Raw genomic sequence first — 18,463 nt, forward strand, 5'->3', positions numbered from 1 at the left:
GTAACAAGGAGGAAACAACGTGAACAATATTACGCTTGGCGTCCACCTCATCGTTAACAATGAAGCTGATCTTCTGCCCCACTGTCTCACAAGCGTAGCAGGTGTTGACGAGATTGTGGTCATAGATACAGGCTCTACTGACGAATCCATAGCTATTTCCCAAGCGCACGGGGCTAGAGTATTCCAACGGGAATGGACAGAAAACTTTGCTGCAGCACGTAACGAAGGTCTCGATCAGGCGGATACCGATTGGATTCTAGTCCTTGATGCCGATGAACGCCTGCAAACTCCACTTCCGGAACTCCGCAGCCTCCTGCAAAACACGCAAGCTCAGGCTTTTACAGTACACATTGATAATTGGCTTGGCGTTCGGCCTGAAGATAAGGTAAAGCACAGTGCGGTTCGTTTATTCCGAAATGGACAGGGTTATCGATATAGCGGAAGAATTCATGAAGGAATTGACGCTGCAATCCTTAAATCACATAACATCTCGGCGATTGAGCATAGTGATATTGAGATTGAACACTTCGGATATATGCCGGAAATCATGGCACGAAAAAATAAAATCAAACGCAATGAACAGTTGCTGCGACTCGCTTTAGCCGAACAACCGGAAGATCCTTTTCACTCGTATAATTTAGCAGTCACCTGCTGTCAGGACGGTCGTCTTCTGGAAGCAGAGACATTACTTCGCCAGACCCTTCACCATGTGCCACTTGAAGCTTCCTACCGTCCTACGATGATTAGAGATCTCTGTAAAATTTATCTGGCTCAAGGAAAAACCAATATCATAGATCCCTTGCTGTTGCCTGAATTGGAGCGTTATGAGGATTACCCTGACCTGCATTTTTTATTAGGCCAATCTTTGGAGAGTCAAGGTTTGTTAGAACGTGCTTTTCAAGCTTATCAGCGTGCAGCATCCATTTCTGGAGATCAGGTTAATCAAAAATATGTATCTGAGCAAGGGATGAACACCTTCCGCCCACTTTATCGACTAGGATTAATCTCAGAGCGGCTTGAGCTTCAGGAGGACGCTGCGAGATTCTACCACCGTGCGCTTCAACACCACTCTTTATATAGGCCTGCCTTGCAGGGAATAGCTTCTGCTTTTCAACGCTTAGCTGTAACCGATGAGGAGATTGCCACCTTGCTGATACAACTCGTCCCCCCAACTAATGCTGCCCAACGAGCTGCGATTATTGACAGTTTATTTGCGATAAATGCTAATGAGGCCATCACTAACTTATCCCGAGACACTTTTCCCTTGGAATTAGAGACGGCAAATTGGATGATCTCTTCGCTCATCATTACCGGCAAGCTGGAAGACGCCTATACAACGATAAGACAAATGGCCTCCTTAGCTACGCAAGATAACCATGATTTAGAATATCTGAAAAAGTGGGCTACCCTCTGGGCTATTTGCTCTTGGTCGCTTTTTGGAGAATTCCACAATGACCTGCTAACCTATGTACCAGACGAACTTCGCTTCGGACTGCAATACATTCAGAAGTGCCACCAGCAACAAAAGGTAGATCCCGTCGAAGCAGAGGTAGATCCATTAACATTACATTCCTCATTCATTTCAGATTTGATCGAACAATCAGTAAAACTACACCAGCCCGCGTTAAGCGAAGCTTTGGTAAATTTGTTCCCTACCTTTCGGTCTGAATTAGCCGCAGCATTATATAAAGAAGGGAATAGGAATGCGGCAGGCGAGCATTTTATCAGGTTAGTTAGCGATCAAGCGGCTGATGCGAAGGTTCTTTTTTATATAGGTGAGATGGTCTTTGACAAGGGGCATTACACGGAAGCCAGTGAATGGTTTCAACAAGCGCTGGAGCAAATGCCTGAGCATGAGGCTGCCCGAGTGGGTTTAGCACTCTGTTACCTTCAGCAAGCGAAGCTTAGCATGGAGGATGCTCTGAACAGCTTGGATGCAGCTAACGTCCACGGTCCACTGCAAACGGATATTGGTGCCATCCATAAATCCATCTTTTTACTAAATCGTACACCGTGGCACACACAGTGGAGCTTCCGCCAGAGCGAGGGGAGGGCAGCCAAATGAACATGCCAAGCCAAAAACCTCTGATTTCGCTATGCATGATCGTTAAGAACGAAGCAGATAGCTTAAGCCAATGTTTAAAAAGCGTACGTGGTGTCGCCGATGAGATCATAGTAGTCGACACTGGCTCTACCGACTCCACGCTACAAATTGCTCTAAGCTTTGGAGCTAAAGTTGTTCACCATCCTTGGAATGGCGATTTTGCCGCTGCCCGCAACGCGGGTCTTCAGCAAGCCCACGGACAATGGATTCTCATTCTGGATGGAGATGAGGAACTGGATGCGAAAAGTAAGGGGGAGCTGTTGCTGTGTGCGGAGCATTTGGAGTATGAAGCTTTTTTTCTGCGCATTCATAATCATAAAGGTTTAACCGAAGCTTCACAGACCATTACTGTTAATCCGATTATCCGGCTATTCCGTAACCGCCCGCAGTACCGTTTCAGCGGCATCATCCACGAACAGATTGCAGAAACGATCGTAAAAGCTACACCCAAAGCAGCTATGCATTTAAGCACCGTAGTCATCCATCATTACGGTTATGCAGACGGCGTAGTAGCAAAAAAAGATAAGATCAAACGAAATGTCGGGCTACTCAAGGAACAGCTAAAGTTAAATCCCAATGACCCCTTTCACCATTTCAATATGGCTGTTGAATATATGCGGCTTAGTGAATATCAACCGGCTCTAGAGCATATCAAAAGATCACTTAACGAAGCTCCGCCCGACACAAGTTACGTTCATCTGCTGCACAAATATCAAATCCGCTGCCTGGCAGAATTAAAAGATTTCAACGCGGCGCTGGAAGCTTGCGATTTAGGGATAACCCTACATCCAGATTATCCTGACTTGGCTCATATCAAAGGTGTGCTGCTGTTTCAAATGGGAGCCCTAGCTGAGGCCAAAACAGCATTGCTGCAAGCCTTAGTCATTGGAGAAGCCCCTTCCGGTTACCATACCGAGTCTGGATTCGGATCTTATTTGACATTTTATTTGCTGGGACAGTTATGCGAAGAAATAGGCGATCAGACCGAGGCCTGTGCCTGTTATACCAAAGCTGCTCAGCTTCATCCCGATCCAACGCCCATTATAACCCGACTGATCCGAGCCTTAAAATGTGCTGAGCGCGAAAATGAAATTTCGGGCTGGCTTCACGCTCATCTACCCGAATACACAGCTGCTAAAAGCGGACTTCTCTTAGATTTATTGCAGATTGAGGGATGTGATAAGGCAGCAAAACAGCTGATGAAGACCACAGGGCAGCCCTCATCTAATGACTCGTTATTCAACCCAGCCTATCACCCAGGGCGTTCGGAGCTTTTGTTGGCGGATCGTCTGCTTGCCTCCCTCTCTTCTTCAACCCCCTATTCTCCAGCGGCTAAAAGAGTGCGGCTCGCACTTCCACTGCCCAGAGTTTCAGATTAGGAAGGACGTATTCCTATGACCACACCGGATATTACACTTTGCATGATCATTAAGAACGAGGCAAACCATCTGGAGAAATGCTTATCCTCTGTGTGCGGGCTAGTATCTGAGATTATCATTGCGGATACAGGTTCAGAGGATAACAGTAAAGAAATCGCTCAGAGGTTCGGTGCAAAGATTATCGACATTCCTTGGGAAAATGATTTTACCAAAGCTCGGAATATAAGCCTAGAGTATGCAACTTCTGCTTGGGTTCTGGTGCTGGATGCCGATGAGGCTGTGGATCATTGGAGTGAGAATCTGCTCCAGCCCTTGCTTGGTGCCGAGTATATTCATGGGTATTGGCTGCCCATTATCCACTATGTCGGTGATATACCTGAAGCGGATTTTGTTACAGATCATGTCTGTCGATTATTCAGAAATGACAAAAGAATTATTTTTCGCGGAAGTATTCATGAGGAGATTGCCAGCAGCATTTGGGAGCTTCCAGCGGGGGAGATCGCTTATGCAGATTTGCGTATTTTGCACTACGGATATTTAGAAGATGAATTGATGCGTAAAAATAAATATAACCGCAATTTAGCACTTATCAACAACGGTCTGCGGCTTCAACCAAACCATCTTTTTCTTCGTTATGCGTTAGGGGCAGAGTATTATCAGCAGGGACAATATAAAGAAGCGGCAGAGATCCTCCTTCCGCTGCTCACCTCCACTCCAGCCCCTTCCGGTTATGTCTCAGATATTTACCTTAAGACGGCTTACGCCTTACAACTATGTGGCCGAAAGCAGGAAGCTGAGGAAGTTTTTCGTACGGGGAGCGGTCTTTTTCCCGATTTCACGGATTTATTAGAAAGCTATGCCCTCCTGTTACTGGAACAAGGGAAGCTCAGCTCAGCCAAGCACTACTTGGAGCAAGCACTTCAGAGCGGGAATACAGCACATAAATACCCTTCTTCCTCGGGCAGTGGAACGTATCGAACAGAACTACTAGCCGGGAGAGTGTGTGAGAAGTTATACCAATACCCGGATGCGTGGAGACATTACGAGGCTTCCATACAACATAAGCCTGATTATACCGAAGCGTGGAAAGAATTTGTCCCACTAAGCCTTTTTTCTGGGGAGAAGGTGATGCTACGAGCATTGACCCACAACCATCTGCACTCTTTATCCCCTGATACTTTGAGTTATCTTCTGCCCGCAGCGCTCAATGCCCGCGATCCGGAATGGCAAGCTGAGCTTTCTACAGCCAGCCAGTTACCCTTATCTGTTCAGGTTGCATTGCAGGCGATTCTGGAAATAAACAATCAACCAGAACATCTTCAGACACTCGCACCGCTTGAACAGCTGCTTCATGATCCTTCCCATCTTTCCAACCGATCCTTTGTACTTGGCTACCTGTGGGCTTTCTCTTGCCGTATTGGAGATACTGAGTCTGCCATGCGCTGGCTTGTCTGTCTATTGCCTTACAGACCGGGGATTTTATCGATCCATCATCTTTTAGCGGGGAATTATAGGCTTAAAGCTGATCTTTCGGATCTCAACTATGCAGCACAATTGCTGCTTCAGACTGGTGCTTGGAATAGTTTATTAGCACTTTATCGGCATTCGCAAGGTTCTTCCTTTCAATGGTCCAGTCTGCCGCAGCCTTTACTTTACGGTTTACTCGAAGCCCCCACCTCCATAAAAAAACAATGGTGCTCTATTTATGTCAGCAAGCCTCCTCAATATCAAACGCCTGCGGACTGTACCGAGTGGCAATTATACGCTGCGATAGCCTACTCCTGCGGAGAGGTGCCCATCCTTCATATAGAAGATGAAGCCGCTTTGCGTAGAGTCGGGGGGGCTACCGCAGCCGTGAGCCTCGCTTATTACAAGCTGCAGCTCGCAGCAGAAGTTTATCCGCAAGGGATACCGTCAGCTCATATCTCTTCTGCGCTGCTTCTGAGATCTGCCAGCCGGACTTAGCCGGTTGGCAGGGCAGATGCGGATTTCAATGCTCCTCTTGCCATTCTACCAGATGGGGCTGCTCATCAAGGATAGATTCGTACTGCTCCAGACTACCCCAGCGCCCCTCTGGATCAAGCTCCAGGTAACGCGAGTATTTTCGCCGAAGCTCCTCAGGGGATATCGCCCAACCATAATGTTTCACACGCAGCTCGGTAAGAAAACCCGGCAATACCGAATAAGAGAGCGGAAGCCTTGGCACATGATGATCCATTTTCGGAAAAAAATAATGAAAGTTCGGCAAATAGCGGACTAGTGTACGGGTATGCTTCGTGTGGATATTCCAATGCTCATCTTCACGGTAATGTGTGGTGCCGCCCCAAAAATCAAATAATCGGAAGGATACCCAGTCATACACATCCTGATCGATGAGTCGCCTCATCTCCCGTTTAGCAGACTCTTCATAGAACTCATCGGCGTCCACAGACAGCAGCCAATCCGGATTCGTAGATACCGCCAGCTCCCACAATGTTTGCCGCAGCTCCCATTCACGGTTAAACAAAGAGCTTTGCAGGGTTACGAGCTTCTTAACTTTGGCAAAAGAGAGACATAACTGAGCCGTATTATCTGTACTACCATCATCCACGATCACAATATCATCCACGAACTCACTTAATTCCTCCAGCACCTGCTCTAAATACCTTCCGGCTTCGTTCCTAACCTGCATTATAGCAGTCAGACGATTGCCAGATGTTTTGCGGAGTGGCCCTCTATGACTACTCATCCTCCACTCTCCTTCTCAATCGTCTTACAGCCTCTTCGAGATCTGCCATCTCTGACAAAAGTGGCCATGCCTGATTGTCTTGCCCTCCCGCATTTAAAAAGCTGCGGATGGCCTCGTGCCGCCTGCCATACAGCAAGTGTATGGTGCCTTCCATGGCTTCATCCACATTTTCTTGCTCATGTTGCAGCTCTATTGCCTTTTCCCATTGAAAAGTCCGCACATAATTTTGCACCAGCAACGCTTTTGCCTTGGAAGAAGTTAGCGGGCTTAAAATTCTTACCGCCGCTGCCTCATCCTCATTCCGGTGGAACAACTCCGCGCGAACCAATTCATCCTGACCGGAATGGAGCCAGCTCTCCATCCTTTCTACTGCTTGCTTCTCCTCTGCGGTAAATGCTGTAATCGCAAATTGGCGGACTGCCGTTTCCAGATTCCCTGTCTTGGCTTCTATTGCAGAAAAAAAACGGAAGTGTGAAATAAGGCAATCCAAATATTCATACAACACCATTAACTCAAAGGATTGCGCCAGATATCGATTCGCTGTGGAGTCCCCAAGCAAATACAAATAAGATGCTGCCAAATAATGTACAACAGGCTGGCTGGGCAGCTTGGCGCACATTGAGGTATAATAATCAGCCCTAAGCTGTAGTTGAATCCTAAACCAGTCCGTAGCAAGGAGGGGCTCCTCCTGCATTAAGTTCTCAATCGCCTTACTCCACAACATCTCATAATCTGTCAGAAAATAAATCCGCTCGCGCTGAAATACAACTCCATAGGATTCCTGCTGATCCCCGTCGAGATAAATAACACTCTCCCTGCACAAGCTCTGCTCCAGATAGATCCGTTCTGACCGGGTTCCTACTAGATCAGCCTTTGCTCCAAGCAAGCCGCTGTATTTATCCCATAAGACCTTATTTTCTTCTTCCGGACAGCGCTCTAACAAAGCCACTATATATCCTGCTTGCAAAGAAAGAACCTCGGGCAGCCAATAAGGAGAGGAGACCAGAAATGTGTACTCCCTCGCCTTGAGAGTATGAATATCCGCGATCATTACCGGCTTGATCTGGTTGTTAATCTGCTGCTCAAGAGTCATTCTTCCGGCAAAACAAACCTCTTCCCGCTCGGGAAGAAGATCCAACAGTCTTTTATATTCGTATTCCTCCCAGGAGCCTCTGCTCAGAATTAAATATTTCATGAGTGCGCCTCCCTGCCCCTGCTGCTATCTGCCTTCTTCCCCTGCGGTTCGGACAAATCCCCCACATAACCTATAGTTAGTGAAGCTTCAGGGTGAAGCTGCAATTGGTGCGAAGTGGACGCCTTACAGGTAATCACTCCAGGCACATTCCCGCCTTTATGAGCAACTCGCTCTAGCGGAAAAACAATTCCCGAAGGGTCTCCCTTAAGCAAATGCCCCACCTCTTCGTCCATATCCGTAGATAAACTAACGATCAGATCCGCGGAACCTTGGGTGATCGCCTTCACTACCCGTTCAACGTAATATTTCTCATACCTGATAGAGTCTGATAAATACACAGTTATCTCACTCTCAAATAATGCAGATGCATTCTTCAAAGCCCGCAGCCAAGCCTCTTGACCACGAACTGTAATCACTACATCCTGTTCATTTACTGGCAAGCCGGAAGCTGTGTTCATCCAGCTGTCCTTGATCCAGATCCAGCGAATATTCTTGTAGCTCTGCTGCTCCTGTGTAGCTGCCCATTCCTGCGGAAGAGGGTCCCCATTCCCATCCTCTTCACAATAAACAATCGCCGTCACTAATGGCGTTGCCAAGGTTGCCTTACCGAGTGGAATAACAGGTTGTGTTGATTGTAAGAATCCATTCTGCGGTACAAGATGTTCTTCGTCTTCTAAGACATCTTCCAGCGCCCATTTTGTACTGTACGCCCGCCAGCCATCCGCAAGTGTTGGTCCGTTCAGCCTACTCTGGCCTCTATCAAGTGAATGTATAGCATGAACATACACAGCATCACTTAGCGCCAGCTTAGCTCCAGACTGCCGCGCTCGAAGACACCAATCGGCAATCATAAGAGGCCGCGCATGAAGCGAGGTGTCCAACCCTCCAATACGCTGAAGCAGCTCTTTAGAGAACAGGAGGCAAGAACCCGTTAGTACATCCATCTCTCGCCATTCTCCTTGGTGCCGGCTAAGACTATAGCTCACATGCGCAGCAAACTCATCATAGGTGCCGAAGTGAAGACGTTTCTTCCCTTCCCCTCTTTCGGTTGAAGAGCGAGGGGCAACCACCTTAACAGAAGCGTCATCAAAAGGAACCCACAATAGCTCATTTAGCCAGCCAGACGATACCATGGTCGAATCTTCAAGTAAAACCGCGAAACTGGTTTCGATCTGTGCCAGAGCCTGGTTAGGCATGTACTCCTCTTTCTCATAAGGAACAAAGAGAATCGACTGCTCCTGTGAGAACTGTCCGGCTAATGTTTCCATAGGAAAATCAGGAGTCATTGCCACAGCAATAATGCGCACAGACTCTCCAGAATGGAGCAGCAGCAAGGGTAAGCAAGCCGCGGCACAATCCGGGCGGCTTAGCTCAACTACAAGGGTGATCCCATCTATACTCGGTAGTGGAAGTAGTCCCGTGCGTTCCAAGAACCCATACCTTCCCGCCAAGCGTTCCACATTCAGAGATTCTTGCGACATTAGGATTCACGCTCCATTTATTAAAGCTGTTCTACCTATAGTCTATGAGCGCTGAAGCGCGATATCCCCTTAATTTCCTCCGCCCGCTCCTTTATCTTCTTCCGTATGGTCTGCACCCGTACTCGCGGGATCAGTTGCCGCTGGAGACGGGTTGTTATCTTTCTGACTGTTGCTGGAGGTATCCTTACCCTGATCCACTGCTCCACTCTTATCCCCACCTACAGCTGGAGCAGGAATAGCAATTCCCGGAGCACTGCTGCCGTTCGCCCCCACAGGTTGACCTTGATTATCGTAGTAATACATAGGTACATCTCCAACAACCATCAGATAAGACACAGGAATTTCTGTATCCACTACCTGCGGCTCCATATCAAAAGGAATGACGACTGCAACCTCTGTCACAATATGAATATATACCTCGACCAGAATCATATTGATCCCAGCGTTTTGCTGGCGAGTACTGAGTTCAACCTTAACCGCACCTTGTGGTTCAATCTTGATCGGAATATCGGGTCCATAAGAAGCGATAAGGGGACTGCCCAGCGCCTGCCCCAGCGGAATATATTCTGTTCGATTATGCAATTCCTGCAGCGTAGACTGAATGACCTGTGCCGCTTGCGAAGTAATACGCATATGCTCCGCGTAGTTGAGCATGAACCCTGATATTTTCCCGTTCTTATCCGTCTTCCAATCAATTAGCTCTTCCGCATTCCCTCCATTCGCAACCTGAGAGGTAATCGCCTTATTAATCGATTCCGTAGCGATTTGCTTCACACGTATTTGTGCTAAATGCAGGATGGGCGGCTTCATATGCAGCTCCACATAGCGAAGTGACTGCAGCACCAGCACAAGTATTACTAAAGATGCTATCAGCCAAAATTTGCGTCGGCTTCTTGGCTTATGTGTTTTTCCGCCTGCAACCGTTACCTTACTCTCTGGCCGGCTGGATAACCTAAAGCGGCCTTTGCTACGTTTGGCTTCAAAGCGCGTACGCTGCGGCCTAACCGCTGCCCGGCTGGGTTTTGACTTGAATGCGGAGCTTCTTGCTGAGAATCTCCGATTCGTGTCCCCATTTATTTTTGGCAGCCGAAAATGGCCTAGATCAGGTATTCTCAGCCTTCGGTTCCCCCATTTTTTCAATCTGCCCATTGCAATAGTCCCTCCCGCCTTACGCAGAGGTCAAGCCACCTCCACTTAATTTAAGGTATTCGCTAAGAGGACAAAAAAGAAGAACGTTCCCTCCGGCAAACTACGCCTGAAGAAACGTTCTTCATCCTTTAGATCATGAACTGGGAATATGATATTAGTGCATTCTGCTCCGCTTATCCTCCTGCAAATGGTCCCAATGACGCCGAATAAAGATGCCAATGAGAATAGCAATAAACACCGCATACCAGGTAAGATAACCATTCCATTCTTCACGCGGAACAATTAAAGTTGATCCAATCGTACCGAATAACCATATATAAGATAAATTACCAAGCACGGTTCCCCATATAAAGGATGAGGCTTTAATCGGTGAAACAGCAGACATGAAATTGATTACATTGTTCGGAATAATCGGAATCGTACGCAATAGTACCAGCGTCCAAATCCCGTATCGATCCAAGTAACGTTGCCATTTATCATAGCGCTTCAGTTTGGTTCTCCATTTTCGGTCAAACCAGTTATACAGATATCTCCGAATAAGAAAATACATCAGTATTCCGCCTAGATTGCAGGCCAGCCAACTGATCAGCATGCCTCCAATTACGTTAAAAACAGAGACATGCAGCACGATCAAAATTACGAATGGAAAAAATCCTAATATACTCTGCAAAAGTGCGAGCGGGATGGTCACGAATAAAATAGATGGCCCGCTAAGGCCCAGCGTTTGCAGCAGCCAATCAATCCAGGTATTTATGGTCTCTGTCATGAAGCAGTCTCCTCTCTTGACTCCTTGCAGCAGCTGCCTCCTGATTTACTTTGACAAAGCATAAGTCTAAGTGTGTAAACTAGGTATCCATTCTTATTGAAATATAAGCACAGTACATTAAGAGCTTGTAATACTTTGCTTATATTCCCAAGAAAAACACCCCTTACGGGGTGTTTTATTGAATGAGCTTGCTTATGAAGTGTAATGTGTAAAGAACAGTAGTTAGCGTACAAGTTACATTTTTGTTTCCATTTATTCTTCACATCATAACACAGTTTTTAATTTACTTACAATTCTATACCTGCAACCCAAGCATTCACTTTATCCGGATTGCTCTCAACCCAAGTTTTAGCGGCTTCTTCTGGTGACTTACCACCCTGAACCTCAATCATTACTTTAGCCATATCTTCCGCTGTCCATTCGAATTGATCCAGGAATTTGTAGACATTCGGCATGTCATCTTTCAGACCTTGGCGGACCATCGTGTGGATCTGTTCGTCCGCACCATAAACCCCTTTTGGATCTTCCAGATACTTCAGATCCATATTGGCGAACATCCAGTGTGGTGTCCAACCTGTAACAACGATTGGCTCGTTGTTGTCATAAGCCTTTTGCAGTTCCTGAGCCATCGCTGCAGATGAGCTTTCAAGAAGTGTGTAATCGCTAAGATCATATTCCGCAATAGCCTTTTCTGTGGTTGTCATAATGCCAGCACCTGGCTCAATGCCGATAATGCGATTGTTCAGCTTTGCTGCCATATCACTGTTCTTCAAGTCTTCAATAGAATTAATATCCATATAGGCTGGAACAGCCAAGCCAACCTTAGTTCCGTTTAGATTCGCACCCAAATCTTCAATTTTTGCACCATACTTTTCTAGATAAGCCGCATGGGTGCTTGGCAGCCAAGCTGCAACCATTCCATCCGCACTACCGTCTGCAACCCCAGCCCACATTGGGCCAGCATCTACCTGCAGCATTTCAACGGTAGCTCCAAGCTTAGTTTCAAGTACTTCCTTTACTACATAAGTACTCGCAATTTCCGAATCCCATGCTACATATGCTAATTTTACCTTCTCTTTACTTGATGAAGAACATCCAGCAATAACAGCAATCATCATAATAACTAACAGGAATACCCCTATATTTTTCTTCTTCATTTATTTAAAACTCCTATCTTTGTTTTGGTTTTAGTGCGTTCTGTGTCAAACGGTCCAGCAGAATGGCAATAATAACGATCGCAATCCCTGCTTCGAATCCGTCTCCTGTCTTAGCCTGTGATACCGCACGGTATACATAGGCACCCACGCCCTGTGCACCAATCATCGATGAGATAACAACCATTGACAGTGACAACATAATTGTCTGGTTCACACCTGCCATAATTGTTGGTAAAGCGATTGGAAGCTGCAATTTAACTAATTTCTGAGTAGGTGTCGATCCGAAAGCATCTGCTGCCTCCACCAGTTCCTCCGAAACCTGACGAATTCCGAGATTGGTCAAGCGAATCGTTGGCGGAATTGCAAAAATAATCGAAGCTATAACCCCTGGAACTACGCCCAGTGAGAAAAAGGATACCGCTGGCAATAAATATACAAAAGCCGGCATCGTCTGCATAAAGTCCAAAATAGGCGTAACTATATTTCTAACGGTATTTCTCTGCGCACATAAAATACCAATCGGCACACCAATTACTACAGCCAATATCGAGGCGGTTAGAACAAGGGCCAAGGACTGCATAGAAGGTCCCCATAATCCCAGATTATCAATCAGAAGCAGCCCAATGACCGCAAATAGTGCCATGCGCCATTTACCGATCCAATAAGACAAAGCTGCAATAATCACGATAAGTACTAGTGCTGGCAGGAAGGTAAGTGCATTTTCAATGCCAGCCACCATACCACCGATAATCGAATGGATGAAGTCAAACAGGGGCCCACAATAAGTCGTCAGCCAATTTTCCAACCACTCGAGTGCCTTTCCCAAAGGCAGTTTAGGAATGTCCATTATAATCCTCCTTCCGGTACCGCGTTGCCGGCGAGTGCGGAAAGAACGGCTCCTTTAATCACAATACCCTTCAATTTATCCGCTTCATCTACGACGGCTACAGGCAAATGTGTCTCAGATATTAATTCAAAGAAATCATTGAGTAGCGTTTCCGGTTGTACACGTGGAATTTCTCTCCGCGTTACTTCCAGAATAGATTTATTATCATTCAGTGCCTTAAGGGCATCCTCAGCTGTAATAACACCCAGAAGCTTATTTTCCTTGTCCACTACATACAGACTGAATATACCACTGTCACGCATTAATTGAAGCGCTACCCGAGGCCCGCGTTCAGGTCTGACTGTTTCCGGCTGACGCATTACATGAGCTGCAGTCAACACCTTGGACAAGTCCACATCCTCCACGAATCGCTCTACATATTTATTGGCAGGTTGGATGAGGATTTCTTCCGGTGTACCAATTTGCACAATGACTCCGTCCTTCATCAGTGCGATCCGATCTCCAATCCGCAAAGCTTCGTCTAGATCATGAGTGATGAACACGATAGTTTTCTTCACTCTGGCCTGTAATTCCAGCAGCTCTTGCTGCATGTCTTTACGAATAAGCGGATCCAGTGCACTAAATGCCTCATCCATAAGCAGGATATCCGGGTCGTTGGCAAGGCCCCGTGCCAGTCCAACACGCTGCTGCATCCCTCCACTGAGTTGATCAGGACGATGATTCTCCCAACCTTTCAGACCTACCAGATGCAAAGCTTCCGTTGCCAGTTCAGTTCTTTTCTTTTTATCTACGCCCTGAACTTCAAGTCCGTATGCTGCATTCTCCAGTACGCTTCGATGTGGAAATAATGCGAACTTCTGAAACACCATACCGATGTTCTTCCGTCTGAATTGGCGCAGCTGCTCCGGATTCATTTTCACAACATCTTTCCCTTTAAAAAGAACTTGCCCCCCTGTAGGCTCAATCAAGCGGTTCAACAAACGAACCAGCGTCGACTTACCGCTGCCGGACAAACCCATAATGACGAATATTTCTCCTTCTTCAATGCTGAATTCGGCTTTGTTGACTCCGACTGTCAACTTCAATTCCTGAGCAATTTTTTCCTTCGACATCCCTTGCTCTAATAAAGGAATCGCGCGTCCCGCATCATGACCGAATACTTTGGTTAGTTGTTTCACCTCTATAATAGCCATGCCGTCCTCCTTCTCCCGAAATGTTATCCGGGTTTAGTTCACTTATAGTAGTTTACCGGACTATTGAAAATTCATGCAAACACCATATACGGATAAAATTTAGTGTACAGTTTTAACTTTACGAACTTTATGTATGGAATACTCTGTTTTACGCCAAATTCCTTTCTTCATGAATTCTTTACTTATGGAGGGGGATTTGATTACAATACATTGTATAAGGTTGCAGTCTATCGACCTATTCCTCAGGAGGGACATCATGAACGATTTAGAAGGGCTTACGCCCGAACAAATAGAGAAGATTAGTAAAGCCCGTGAACGTGTGATCGATTCTATCGGCAAAAACATGGATCTGTATGGCATTACCTTGTCTATTGGACATTTATACGGTTATATGTACTTCAATCAAGGTCCAGTGACACTGGATGAGCTCAGCAAAACAATGGGAATGAGTAAAACGTCCATGAGTACGGGAGTCCGTACCCTTCTAGATCTGAAAATGATCGACAAAGTATGGGGGAGAGGGACGCGCAAAGACTTGTTCACCACTGTGCCTGACTGGCATCAGAACTTCAGTGATTACTTCTCTATTAAATGGAGAAAAGCCGTCGAAGGTAATATGATCTCACTAGCGAAATCACTTGCAGAAATTAACGATATGAAAAAAGAGTATAGTGACGATAGTAAACTTATGCAGCTCTTAAATACAGATGAAGAAAAAATAACTGAATCCATTAACTACTACCGCTGGTTGCTGAAACTAATAGAATCTTTTGAGAGTGGCAAAATTTTTGAATTTATCCCTAAAGAAACTTAAATCTAACCCACAAAAAACACACACAAAAAAAACGACAGTGCTCCTGTAAAAAGGAAAACACTGCCGTTTTTTTCGTTTACCCTTCGATCAAGCTTACATCATCCAAATAAATTGTACTGCCCGCGCTAATTTCACTATTCGTCTCCGTACCGTTCCCATCTATAAGCCCTAGCAAAAACACCAGATGAACACCTGCGTCTGTTGCCCCATTCATCGTAAATGTGTAGCTGTATTCGTCCATATTTTGGGTCAAGGCTACAAGCTCAGCTTCCATATATTTGGTGTAATCCCCGCCTTTATGCTCCACAGCTACCTGAATATTGCGGTTTACTGTAGAACGAGCTTTAAACTTCAAGGTGTACGTTTTTCCCTGAACAAGCTTCAGATTTTCGTAATCCACCTGTGCGCTAAAAGGGGCTTGCCCGGTACCTGTTAAGTTGATAGCAAATTCCCCCTCTTGAACAGAGGCAGATCCGATTCCGTCAAAGTACTGGCTCCAGCCCGTTGCATCTACATCGAAGGTTCCATTATCCAGCGTACCGCTTGGCGGTATTACTGGTGGCCCCCCTTGTACCTCCCTGACCACAATATCGTCAAAAGAAATCGTATGCGGCGTACTGTTAGCCGCAGGATCAGCGCCCAGCGTTTTGCCGATCAGATAATTAAGCTTCAGCGGATTGCTGTTCGACACCGTAAATTGTGCTGAATAAGTAGCCCAATCCGCACGAATATCAAACTTAGCTTGTGCGGAAGCAGCTGAAGTATTGGAGTATTCTAACACAATTTGCCGCGGAACCGTTGATTTCGCCTTGAAGCTCACCTCATACGTTTTTCCGCCCTCCAGTGGAATACCCTCTTGGAAAAATTGTGTATGCCACGCTTCCCATCCGGCCGACGTAATCAGGATTTCAGCTACGCCATCCTTCACATTAAACGCGGAGACGCCACCTTCTCCGGACCAGGTAGTCCAGCCCGTCTTATCGCTGCCAAACGAACCATTGATGACTAGATTGTTATCATTAGCTAGAATAGTCTGCGTGACAGTTGCAGTAACATAATGTTCAGCCTCAACAGTAATGGCATAACTTCCTTCGGCCGGAAATACTGCTGCTTCGATTGTGATTTTTCCCGGTTCAATAGTGTACTGCTCTGCATTAAGTGTTGTACCGTTAACCTTTACCGCCATGATTTGATTCCGCCAATTTGCATTGTCGATAAAAGTAAGCTCAATCGGCTGCGAAACTCTGTTATTGCTGCTGTCGCTTAGCAGCTCCTGCGGTTTGGCCGGTGCATTTTTGATCTCAAATTTCACATTGTCAATGATAATATCATGGTTTTGAGGAATACTAATCCCCTCAACCTTCCCAAGCAGGAATTTTAGAGACAATGTATCCTTGCTTCCTTGCCGGAATTCGAATCTGTAATGATTCGTCTCCGGCGTTACCTCCACGATATTGCTGAACGAGGCCTGATACGTACCATTTTCTACGTTCACCCCGATTTTGCGGATTACGGTTGAACTGGCGTCAAATTCAACCACATAATCCATTCCAGCAGCAGCTTTCAAGTTGTTCTGAAACAACATTACAGAATACGCCTGACTGCCGGTATTCGTAATGCTAAATTTCGCTGCTCCATCTGCAACCGTAGCGCTGCTCTGACCACCCTGCTCTGTCAACAGGCGGTCCCAGGCGCTAAACCCAAAGTTAAATTCACCATTCAAGAGTGGGTAGTATATTAGCGATGGATCAAAATAGAAGCTAGTACGCAGCATCTGGAAATTATCCAGAATGACTGTATCCGCAGCACCGTTTAACAGTAATACGAATTGTCCTTCATGATCGGTTGCACCTGCAAGATTGATAAAGGTAGCTTTAATTTTTTGCTCACCTTCGCTTAAGTTAACCGGTTGTTCTGCCTGTACACTGCCGTCTTTCCCTAGTAGTTGAACCCTTCCTGTGCGTGCAGAGGAGACTGAAGCATTGAACGTAACCTCATAGTCCTGCCCTTGAATGAGCTGAATTCCCTTCTGAAGTAACCGAACCTCACCATTTTCACTGCCGCCAATCTGCAGCTTTAACTGGCCATTGTCATTAACGCTTGATTCTACCATGGCACCACCAGTTGCTTCCGTATGCCAATAACTCATCCGATTGGGTTCCCCAATATCGAAAGTACCATTGTACAGATGATTACCGTTGGCCAGCGGTTCCTTCACACTATCATGCGGGAATTGAATATTCTCAATCTCTTCTAATCTGACATTACCAAACCATACCGGTGAAGTATTGGTACCCACGTTGAACTCGACGCGTGCAGCAATATCTGAGTTTTCCTTCATTTGAAACATCGTCTCGTAATGGGTCATCGCTGAAGTTAGATCTACCTTAAGCGATGGAGAATACGCTGCAAATCCACGAGATTCTCCACCTGTTAACCGGACGCTCATACTGCGGGACATATCGGTTTTGGCATCGAAGCTGAGTTTATAGAACCTGCCTTTAGCTATAGATACGATAGCTTGGGGTTGAATCGAATAAAAATTGCCGCCACCACTGCTGATATCTACCTTCACATAATTGCGCTCCCCAATAGGAACGGTAGAAACCGTAGCTTCAGCCCCTGCTTCTTTATAAAGTACCCAATGTGCGGTATTCGGGATTCCCATACCGTCATCCCCCGGCACCTGCTCCGAATAATTGTTGTTATAGACCATGTTGCCGTCTGCCAGTGCAAGCTTGGAGCCTTCTGGATAGGCTTCCTTCTCCAGTGTAACTGGAATAGGCTCGCGGTACTCACGACCTGTCAGCTCATAGACTCTAACGTAATCGATCTCCATCGATTTTGGAAATACGGTTTCGCTAGTCGGATCACCATCAAAGTTACCGCCTACGGCCAGATTCATCAGCAAGTGGAACTTCTGATTAAACGGCGCTGGATACACATTATTGGCAGGCTGCCCATTGCTGATGCTATACCAGTCATTTTTGGTCGAATATAATTCACCATCCACATACCAGCGAATTTCGCCCGGCTCCCACTCAATAGAGTACGTATGGAACTGCTCAATCGTAGCGTTATCCGGAAATACATACTCTTTGCCGGAGTATACATTGTTCGGCGCCATACCGCCGTAATGAATCGTCCCCGCTACCGTGTTTGGACGACTGCCCCAGCCTTCCATAATATCAAGCTCACCGGAAGCAGCCCAAGTCCCGTACACATCGTTCTCCGGCAGCATCCAGATCGCCGGCCAGTACCCTTTTCCAGTAGGTGCTTTGGCCCGAATTTCAAATTTGCCATATTTTTTACTAAACAACCCTTTAGTCTTAATCCGTGTAGAAGTATATTGTTTGCCAGCTTTTTCTTCTTTGTGGGCCGTAATGATCAGGTTACCGTCCTGTTCCTTTACATTCTTCTCATCGTTGGTATACCACTGCTTCTCATTGTTTCCCCAACCTGGATTGTTGTATTGCGAACCATCTCCAAGGTCATAGGTCCACTTTGTAGCATCAATGTCTCCATCATCAAACTCATCCCCCCACACCAGTGTCCACGGATCAGTGGTCGGTGTTGGTGTTGGTGTTGGTGTGGCTGTTGGTGTCGGTGTGGCTGTTGGTGTTGGTGTCGGTGTGGCTGTTGGCGTTGGC

General features: G+C 46.3%; 13 protein-coding genes. 4 read left to right on the forward strand and 9 right to left on the reverse strand.

Features of this window, described 5'->3' with window-relative positions; translation table 11 throughout:
• Positions 1 to 19: 19 nt before the first annotated feature.
• The 3 genes from NSS82_RS27680 to NSS82_RS27690 are packed head-to-tail and all read left to right on the forward strand — an operon-like array spanning position 20 to position 5,448.
• Positions 20 to 2,065, forward strand: coding sequence for a glycosyltransferase (locus NSS82_RS27680; RefSeq protein ID WP_076272737.1), 2,046 nt, complete (start codon positions 20 to 22; stop codon positions 2,063 to 2,065).
• A complete protein-coding gene (locus NSS82_RS27685; RefSeq protein ID WP_052097304.1) occupies positions 2,062 to 3,483 on the forward strand; it encodes a tetratricopeptide repeat-containing glycosyltransferase family 2 protein in 1,422 nt (473 codons plus the stop codon). Before NSS82_RS27680 ends, NSS82_RS27685 begins: the two co-directional genes overlap by 4 nt.
• Positions 3,484 to 3,498: 15 nt before the next feature.
• Entirely contained in the window at positions 3,499 to 5,448 is a 1,950-nt protein-coding gene (locus NSS82_RS27690) for a tetratricopeptide repeat-containing glycosyltransferase family 2 protein (protein WP_076272736.1), read from the forward strand.
• Between the two features lie 25 nt (positions 5,449 to 5,473).
• On the opposite strand, the gene NSS82_RS27695 is transcribed toward NSS82_RS27690, so the two are convergent.
• The 8 genes from NSS82_RS27695 to NSS82_RS27730 all read right to left on the reverse strand — a co-directional run bounded on the left by NSS82_RS27695 (position 5,474) and on the right by NSS82_RS27730 (position 13,999).
• On the reverse strand, positions 5,474 to 6,211 hold the full coding sequence (locus NSS82_RS27695; RefSeq protein ID WP_076105323.1) for a glycosyltransferase: 738 nt from the start codon (positions 6,209 to 6,211) through the stop codon (positions 5,474 to 5,476).
• Positions 6,204 to 7,406, reverse strand: coding sequence for a hypothetical protein (locus tag NSS82_RS27700; RefSeq protein WP_076272735.1), 1,203 nt, complete (start codon positions 7,404 to 7,406; stop codon positions 6,204 to 6,206). Before NSS82_RS27700 ends, NSS82_RS27695 begins: the two co-directional genes overlap by 8 nt.
• Entirely contained in the window at positions 7,403 to 8,887 is a 1,485-nt protein-coding gene (locus NSS82_RS27705) for a hypothetical protein (RefSeq protein WP_076272734.1), read from the reverse strand. The genes NSS82_RS27700 and NSS82_RS27705 overlap by 4 nt, the downstream gene beginning before the upstream one ends.
• A 69-nt stretch (positions 8,888 to 8,956) precedes the next feature.
• Entirely contained in the window at positions 8,957 to 10,036 is a 1,080-nt protein-coding gene (gene yunB, locus NSS82_RS27710; RefSeq protein ID WP_076141798.1) for a sporulation protein YunB, read from the reverse strand.
• A 154-nt stretch (positions 10,037 to 10,190) separates the two neighbouring features.
• Complete coding sequence (locus NSS82_RS27715) at positions 10,191 to 10,802, reverse strand: TVP38/TMEM64 family protein (protein ID WP_036685356.1); 612 nt, start codon at positions 10,800 to 10,802, stop codon at positions 10,191 to 10,193.
• A 287-nt stretch (positions 10,803 to 11,089) separates the two neighbouring features.
• Complete coding sequence (locus NSS82_RS27720; protein ID WP_038573223.1) at positions 11,090 to 11,959, reverse strand: glycine betaine ABC transporter substrate-binding protein; 870 nt, start codon at positions 11,957 to 11,959, stop codon at positions 11,090 to 11,092.
• A 13-nt stretch (positions 11,960 to 11,972) separates the two neighbouring features.
• Positions 11,973 to 12,806 (reverse strand): ABC transporter permease, encoded by an 834-nt coding sequence (locus NSS82_RS27725; RefSeq protein WP_036685360.1) that lies wholly within the window; start codon positions 12,804 to 12,806, stop codon positions 11,973 to 11,975.
• On the reverse strand, positions 12,806 to 13,999 hold the full coding sequence (locus tag NSS82_RS27730) for a quaternary amine ABC transporter ATP-binding protein (protein ID WP_036685362.1): 1,194 nt from the start codon (positions 13,997 to 13,999) through the stop codon (positions 12,806 to 12,808). The genes NSS82_RS27725 and NSS82_RS27730 overlap by 1 nt, the downstream gene beginning before the upstream one ends.
• Positions 14,000 to 14,255: 256 nt before the next feature.
• Between NSS82_RS27730 and NSS82_RS27735 the strand changes: the two genes are divergently transcribed.
• Positions 14,256 to 14,813: a GbsR/MarR family transcriptional regulator gene (locus NSS82_RS27735; protein WP_036685364.1), complete on the forward strand. Its 558-nt coding sequence runs from the start codon at positions 14,256 to 14,258 to the stop codon at positions 14,811 to 14,813.
• A gap of 76 nt (positions 14,814 to 14,889) precedes the next feature.
• Here NSS82_RS27735 and NSS82_RS27740 read toward each other — a convergent pair.
• A partial coding sequence (locus NSS82_RS27740) for a carbohydrate binding domain-containing protein (protein WP_341109910.1) occupies positions 14,890 to 18,463 on the reverse strand: 3,574 nt, incomplete at its 5' end.

It is taken from the genome of Paenibacillus sp. FSL H7-0735 (assembly GCF_038008505.1).
Taxonomy (GTDB): Bacteria; Bacillota; Bacilli; order Paenibacillales; family Paenibacillaceae; genus Paenibacillus_AQ; species Paenibacillus_AQ odorifer.

What these genes read in the sequence shown, in the direction of transcription:
- NSS82_RS27685 (WP_052097304.1), top strand. Translation starts at nt 2,062, where the DNA reads ATGAACATGCCAAGCCAAAAACCTCTGATTTCGCTATGCATGATCGTT.
- NSS82_RS27690 (WP_076272736.1), top strand. Translation starts at nt 3,499, where the DNA reads ATGACCACACCGGATATTACACTTTGCATGATCATTAAGAACGAGGCA.
- NSS82_RS27695 (WP_076105323.1), bottom strand. Translation starts at nt 6,211, where the DNA reads ATGAGTAGTCATAGAGGGCCACTCCGCAAAACATCTGGCAATCGTCTG.
- NSS82_RS27700 (WP_076272735.1), bottom strand. Translation starts at nt 7,406, where the DNA reads ATGAAATATTTAATTCTGAGCAGAGGCTCCTGGGAGGAATACGAATAT.
- NSS82_RS27705 (WP_076272734.1), bottom strand. Translation starts at nt 8,887, where the DNA reads ATGTCGCAAGAATCTCTGAATGTGGAACGCTTGGCGGGAAGGTATGGG.
- yunB (WP_076141798.1), bottom strand. Translation starts at nt 10,036, where the DNA reads ATGGGCAGATTGAAAAAATGGGGGAACCGAAGGCTGAGAATACCTGAT.
- NSS82_RS27715 (WP_036685356.1), bottom strand. Translation starts at nt 10,802, where the DNA reads ATGACAGAGACCATAAATACCTGGATTGATTGGCTGCTGCAAACGCTG.
- NSS82_RS27720 (WP_038573223.1), bottom strand. Translation starts at nt 11,959, where the DNA reads ATGAAGAAGAAAAATATAGGGGTATTCCTGTTAGTTATTATGATGATT.
- NSS82_RS27725 (WP_036685360.1), bottom strand. Translation starts at nt 12,806, where the DNA reads ATGGACATTCCTAAACTGCCTTTGGGAAAGGCACTCGAGTGGTTGGAA.
- NSS82_RS27730 (WP_036685362.1), bottom strand. Translation starts at nt 13,999, where the DNA reads ATGGCTATTATAGAGGTGAAACAACTAACCAAAGTATTCGGTCATGAT.
- NSS82_RS27735 (WP_036685364.1), top strand. Translation starts at nt 14,256, where the DNA reads ATGAACGATTTAGAAGGGCTTACGCCCGAACAAATAGAGAAGATTAGT.